At 50.2% G+C, this 2,499-nt stretch carries 4 protein-coding genes; all 4 read right to left on the reverse strand.

Annotated elements, in window-relative coordinates:
* On the reverse strand, window positions 1–211 hold a 211-nt coding region (gene iscX / locus OB13_RS19295; RefSeq protein ID WP_461491819.1), incomplete at its 3' end, for a Fe-S cluster assembly protein IscX.
* A gap of 101 nt (window positions 212–312) precedes the next feature.
* Window positions 313–642, reverse strand: a complete 330-nt coding sequence (locus OB13_RS19300) for a 2Fe-2S iron-sulfur cluster-binding protein (protein WP_461491820.1) — start codon at window positions 640–642, stop codon at window positions 313–315.
* Window positions 643–746: 104 nt separating this feature from the next.
* Entirely contained in the window at window positions 747–1,544 is a 798-nt protein-coding gene (locus OB13_RS19305; protein ID WP_461491821.1) for a Rossmann-like and DUF2520 domain-containing protein, read from the reverse strand.
* A partial coding sequence (locus OB13_RS19310; RefSeq protein WP_461491822.1) for a glycosyltransferase occupies window positions 1,541–2,499 on the reverse strand: 959 nt, incomplete at its 5' end. The genes OB13_RS19305 and OB13_RS19310, both read right to left, overlap by 4 nt.

Consider the following 2,499-nt stretch of genomic DNA (forward strand, 5'->3'; position numbering starts at 1 on the left):
AGGCAGACTGTATCTGCTCCAGGTGCCCTTCGTTGGCTTCTTCGCGTTTGCCTACAAAGTTGGGCAGCGACAGGATCCAGTCGAGCAGCTCCGTAAAGCGGACTCTGTATATTTTTGATTCGTTAAAATCATCACCAAACTTTTCGTACAGCGCCATGGCTATGTCTTCGTGGTCGCTCCAGTGAATCGGCGGTTCATAATTCTTATCCATATCTTATTCAGTTATCCATGATCAGTAATCATTAAACAATTTATTTGTCAGGCCATCAGCTGCGGCTGGCCAGAAATTTTACGGGGTGCTGCAGCTTAGGATCAATGTCCTAAAAAGTCCTGCGAAGGTATCGTGACTACAATGTCCTCATTGCCTTGTAACACACACTGGCAGCCCAGTCGGGAGTTGATGCGCGGATCCACGGCGCGGTCAATGTAGTCTTCTTCTTTGTCGGAAATCTCCGGCAGGTCGTCCATGCCAGCCTCTATGTATACATGGCAGGTACTGCAACCACACACGCCACCACAGTTGTGCTGGAGCTTTATATCATTGTTAAGCGCCACATCCAGCACCGATTCTCCCTCTACGGCGGGAAGAACCTGGTCGGGTGAGCCGTCAACAAACTTAAACGTTATATTTACAATTTTCATGACTCTTTCGGTTTTACGGTGCAAAGTTATGAAACCCGCCCCCCGAATCAAAACCGGTTGATTCATACCTCCTCCGGACAAGCGCAGGATGGAGTCTGAATAGGTTACTCTGCGGAATTATTATTCTGCTTTGGGTGCTGCTGCTGTATGCTGTTGGTGAGCAGTTGGTATACCTGCCGGTAGAGCGGGTGACCCTGCAGCATGTGCAGGTGCTCTTCGATCACATTCTGGTCGTGGCGCACCGCAGGCCCGGTCTGCACCTGAAAGGGGGGCTGTTGGGCTGCCTTGGCGATTGTCTCCTGGATGAGGGGTTGCAGCAAGGTAGGCGGAAGTTCTGCCTGCTGCAATATTTCGCGGCTGATGCCCAGCAGGTGGTTGGTGAAGTTGCAGGCAAATACGGCCGCCAGGTGGAGTTGTTTCCGTTTGTTTGAGTTGACCAGGTGCACCTCGCGGGAGATAGTGGCTGCGACGGCCTGCAGCGTATGCAGCGTATGCTCATCCTCCGACTCCAGCAGCAAAGGAACGGTTTGGAAGTGCACAGGCTTGGATCTGGAAAATGTCTGCAGCGGGTAGAAAACACCAGTTCGCGCACCCGGGATCTGCTGCAGTACGGAAAGTGGTTGCGATCCGGAGGTATGGGCTACGATGGCTCCGGCCGGGACCTGTACAGCACCTGCTACCGCAGCAAGAACGGCATCGGGTACAGCTATCAGGATAAGTTCTGCTTCAGTAGCGCTCAGGTCAGGCGAGGCTACAGGTATGGCAGGCGGTAGGAGCCGGGCCAGCTCCTGCCGGTGCGCCTCTGTAGGGCTGTATACGGCTACCACCTCATGCCCTGCATGCTGCAGCGCCTTACCCATATGCCAGGCCACGTTGCCGGCTCCGATCAGGGCTATTTTCACGTTTGGTTTGCTGTCTGGTGAATAATTTCTTTGTACAAGTTCAGTATCTGCGGTACAACTGCTTTTTTTGAAAACCTGTTTAGGAAATCCTGGCGAATTAAGTTTGGGTCATAGGTATGCGCATTATCCAGCATGTAGTGTAGGGCAAGTGCCAGGGCCTTAGTGTTTCCTTTTTCTATAAGCAGGCCGTTGGCCGGGTTCACTATACTTTCCGGGCCACCGCATTGAGTAGCAATTACAGGCTTACCACAGGCCAGCGCTTCAATGTATACAATCCCAAAAGATTCATAATAACTGGGTAGTACAAAAGCGTCGCATTGCTGATACTCCTGTAGGGCCTGCTCTCGCGTGAGATCTCCTAACCATTGCACATCTTTTGCAATTTTTAACCTCTCACCTAATGCTTTATAGTTTTGGGCCTCCTGACCTGTGCCCCCAATCCGAAGGGTTACTGTTGCATCGTGCTCAAGCACCTTTTTGTATGCTATCAGGAGGTCTTCTACTCCTTTTCCCTCTTCCAGTCTTGTAAGCGTAAAGAAAGTAAAGTTGTTGCCTTCCTTACTTAATTTGGATGCAGGCTGAAAGTAATGCTCATCCGCAAAATCAGGTATAGTTTGAATATTAGGGATGCCCTGACTTTGCATCATTTCCATCTGAAATGGACTGACAGCTATATTAGCAGTAGACTTTAGGTAAGGCAATATATGGAATTCTGTCAGTACGTTGTGCTTGTTTGTCGTGTAGGGACTGGGGAACGGGCCCATCCTTTCTGTCAGGCAGAATGGTTTATTGACTTGCCTGGCTACTTCGAGTGCAATATTACCAGCCGGGTGGCCTACATGCGCATGGATGAGATGCACTGGCCCAAATTCCTGTTCGAAGGCTTCTAGATTTTGTAAGTTTGCTTTAACTATATTTTGGAAGTTACCTTTCAGGATAGTCCGGCTCCAGGTAA

It is taken from the genome of Pontibacter sp. HJ8, from assembly GCF_054824225.1.

What these genes read in the sequence shown, in the direction of transcription:
- OB13_RS19300 (WP_461491820.1), bottom strand. Translation starts at nt 642, where the DNA reads ATGAAAATTGTAAATATAACGTTTAAGTTTGTTGACGGCTCACCCGAC.